Raw genomic sequence first — 3860 nt, 5'->3', positions numbered from 1 at the left:
GGGCTTATCTATCTGGAAGCCGGCAAGACCTATACCTTCAGCGGCAGCGCCGACGACAGCTTCGTGGTCACCATTGGCGGCAAGACCGTGGTCACGGCCACCTGGGGTGCTGGTGGCCAGGTTTCGGGTACCTTCACCCCGAACACCAGCGGCTACTACCCGATCGAGGTCTACCATGCCAACCAGTCGGGCCCGGGCAGCTACGACCTGAACATCCAGTCAGGCTCGGGTGCTGCCGTGGACCTGAGCAGCTCGAACATCAAGATGTACCAGAACGTGACCGCCATGGCCAACGCCGGCCTGGGCGTGTCCGACCTGCACACCGTGAATGGCCAGAGCTACTACGACGGCTACAAACTCAACGAAGGGCCGGAAGGTGGTTCGGTGAAACTGGTGGGTATTTCCACCGGCCTGACCGATACCGATGGCTCCGAAACCCTTAACGTGACCCTGAGCGGTATTCCGAAAGGTACTGTGCTGAGCGATGGCGCGGGCCATACCGTGACGGTTGGTGGCACGCCAGTGGACGTGACTGGCTGGAAGCTCAGCGGCCTGACACTTACCCCGCCTTCGTACTACAAAGGCTCGTTCGACATCACGGTCACCTCGACTGCGACCGAAAGCCTGGGCGGTTCCGACAGCATTACCGGCAAGATTCCGGTGACTGTCTACGGCGCGACTTACAAGGCGGCGGTAGGCACTTCGGGCAACGACACGCTCACCGGCACCGAGGGCAACGACATCATCGTCGCCGACGTGGGTGGCTTGAACGTGGTTCAGGGCAAGAACTACAACATTGCCTTCCTGGTAGACAGTTCTGGCAGCATGAGCGACGACTCGATCGCCGCAGCCAAGACTCAATTGGCGGCTGTGTTCAAAACCTTGAAAGCAAGCTTGGGCTCCGATATCTCCGGGACGGTGAATATCCTCCTGCTCGACTTCGATACCCAAGTTAACAAGAACGTCACCGTTAACCTTGCCGACCCCGACGCCTTGAAGAACCTTCAAGCGGTCCTGAACTCGATGGTGGGTGATACCGGCGGTGGTGGTACCAACTATGAGGATGCGTTCAAGACGGCGGCCAACTTCTTCAAGAGTACCGTCGCTACCAGTAATACCAACGCGGAGAACCTGACCTACTTCATCACCGACGGCAAGCCGACCTACTATCAGAGCGGCGAGTCCATCAACCCTCGTCTGTGGAGCAATGGCCTGTACCTGGATGACGTTGTAAACGTCAATAAGTACAAGGTGGGTGATACCTACAGTGCTATGGTCGATGCGACTCACAAGGTCGAGATCAGCAGTAGCGGCGTTCTGAAAGTACTGACTTATGGATCCTTCTTCGGCACCACGTATCTTGAATCCACTCGAACGGTCGGAACCATTCATGCCCAGGGTGATGGCACTTACGAGCTGTCCAGCCTGGACGGGTCTGGCAAAGGCACCAAGGACAACTGGGCAGAAGCGGCGTCAGGGTCAACGGCAAGCTTTGCCCTGCTGGGCGATAAAGATACGGGTCTGAGCAAGGTAGTGGCGATCGGCCTCAACAGTGATATAAGCCTGAACGATCTCAAGGCCTATGACACCGCTGGCAAACCGCAAGTCAATATCGACCCATCCAAGCTCGCCGCCGCGATTCTCGGGCATTCCGAGGCAACCTTGCCGGGCACGGATACTGTCGATGGTGGCAACGGCAACGACATCATCTTCGGCGACCTGATCACCCTCAACGGCATCGCCAGCGAGGGCTACCAGGCCCTTCAGGAATATGTCGCGCAAAAGAGCAATGTTGATGTCGGCAGCATTACTACCAGCAACGTTCACCAGTACGTCACCGAGCACTACAACGAATTTGATATCTCCGGTGCCAATGACGCCAAAGACTTCCTGTCGGGCGGCAATGGCAACGACATCCTCTTCGGTCAAGGTGGTGATGACACGCTCGACGGTGGCAAGGGTAACGACATCCTGCTCGGTGGTTCTGGCAATGACACCCTGATCGGGGGCCAGGGCAATGACATCCTGATCGGTGGCAGCGGTGCCGACACCTTCGTGTGGAAGGCCGGTGATTTCGGTAACGATGTGATCAAGGACTTCAAGGTTGCCGAGAAAGACAAGATCGATCTTAGCGACCTGCTGCAAGGCGAGAAGGGCAGCACTATCGACAACTACCTGAAACTCACCACGGTGGAAGGCACGACGACGTTGCAGGTCAGCAGCGAAGGCAAGCTCAACGCCGACGGTGGCATTGCCAACGCCGACGTGACCATCAAGCTGGAAGGTGTGAACTGGTCCAACACCACGATCAACTCGTTGATCAGCGGTGCTGACCCGACCATCATCATCCACAACAAGGACAACTGATGCGGTAACTGGCCGCGCCTGACAGGCGCGGCCCTGTAGGAGCGGCCTTGTGTCGCGAAAGGGCCGCAAGGCGGCCCCAGGGTTTCAGCATCAAAGCCGAAATCGCCGGGGCTGCTCCGCAGCCCTTTCGCGACGCAAGGCCGCTCCTACAATGGATCGCGTCAGCCAGGCGGGCGCTACGCAGGCTCTTTTCTGCCTTCTTCCGACAGCGCATACTCTGGCGCCGGCCCTGCGCGGCCGGCGATCTTTGCCTATGCTGCTGTCTACCAACAAGGAACCAACGTGACGAGGGACACCGCCATGTTCTACGTGCAACGCGACGCCACCGGCCAGTTGCAGCGAGTAGAAGCAGCCGCTTTTGACGAATTCACCGAAATGCTCCCCGCCGACCATGCCGATATCCAGGAATGGTTTGCCGATGATGTGGTGGAAAACAGCCTTAATCAGCTCAAGCAAAGTGACCTGGACATGATCCGCGTGCTCGAGGACCTGATCGATGTGCTGACCGCCAAGGGCGTATTCAAGATCACCGACCTGCCTGCCGGTGCGCAGGCCAAATTGCTCAACCGTTCAACGGCGCGAAAGGCGCTCAGCAGCCTCAACAACCTTATCGATGAAGACGAGCAGGGCGGCTTGATCTGATTCTCGGCGCCGCCAATCCTGGTGAGGGCCAGTACAGGTCATCAACTAAGGTACTGCGCCGCCGCATTGCTCAGGATCTTGCCAATCTCTTCCCGCAACGGGCCAGGCTGCTCCACCACCACCCCATCCCCATGGCTCAACAGCCACCAACGCAACGGCCAGCCGTCGCTCACCGTGGCGCGCAACCGATGCCCATGCTCCAGCGCCGTCAACTGCATGTCGCCACTCAGCGGCGTATCCCGCAGCTGCCGCGCCAGTGCATCGCTGATGCGTGCCACCAGCTCCACCCCTTCACCCTGGGTTGGCTGCAACGCATCACCGCGCAGATACGTCAGCAAGTCGAAATTGCTGCGCAACTCGCCGACCGCGCTGGCCGACCAGTGCCAGCCGAACGGGATGCTCTTGTCATTGCGTTCCAGCGGAAAAATCAGCGACAGCTCATTGAGGTCTCGCTCGACCGTACGCTTGCTGACAGAGAAGCCCACATCACGCAGGCGCCATACCAATTCGGCGCTGGTAATGCCTGGGGAGCGGCTGGGCAGCTGGCGCAGCAGCGCCCACTGACGGCTGAGGGTGGCGCGGGTTGTGGCGAACGGCAAAATGTAACGTCCTTGTCTAGGCTTGCCGCAATAGGATGGCGGCACGCGAGGGGCATGGCAATTGGCCACAGCCTGCTCAGATCAAGGAAGTCGCATTTGGTTGCCTCGTGCCGAATCGTTCGCGACAGGTTTTGACGTGACATCACGCAGAATCACGCCTCATCACAGCCGAAGGTTGGGGTTGTGCGTCGTTCAATGAGGATGAACATGTCTGCTGCCAGCAATATCCATTCGCTGCTTGCCCGCCTTCTG

3 protein-coding genes are annotated in these 3860 nt (G+C 58.9%); 2 read left to right on the top strand and 1 reads right to left on the bottom strand.

Annotated features, from left to right (window positions below; all coding sequences use genetic code 11):
• Together HP547_RS27795 and HP547_RS27790 are read left to right on the top strand one after the other, a co-directional pair.
• A partial coding sequence (locus HP547_RS27795; RefSeq protein ID WP_172288654.1) for a type I secretion C-terminal target domain-containing protein occupies nucleotides 1-2367 on the top strand: 2367 nt, incomplete at its 5' end.
• Between the two features lie 300 nt (nucleotides 2368-2667).
• Complete coding sequence (locus tag HP547_RS27790) at nucleotides 2668-3009, top strand: tryptophan synthase subunit beta (RefSeq protein WP_172229823.1); 342 nt, start codon at nucleotides 2668-2670, stop codon at nucleotides 3007-3009.
• 41 nt (nucleotides 3010-3050) lie between these two features.
• Here the strand turns inward: HP547_RS27790 and HP547_RS27785 are convergent, their stop codons facing one another.
• The gene (locus HP547_RS27785; RefSeq protein WP_172229820.1) at nucleotides 3051-3608 is read right to left on the bottom strand and encodes a WYL domain-containing protein; all 558 of its coding nucleotides are present in this window, start codon (nucleotides 3606-3608) and stop codon (nucleotides 3051-3053) included.
• Nucleotides 3609-3860: the final 252 nt, after the last annotated feature.

It is taken from the genome of Pseudomonas sp. CM27 (assembly GCF_013179515.1).
Taxonomy (GTDB): Bacteria; Pseudomonadota; Gammaproteobacteria; order Pseudomonadales; family Pseudomonadaceae; genus Aquipseudomonas.
This window is presented reverse-complemented; position numbering and strand designations above follow the sequence as displayed.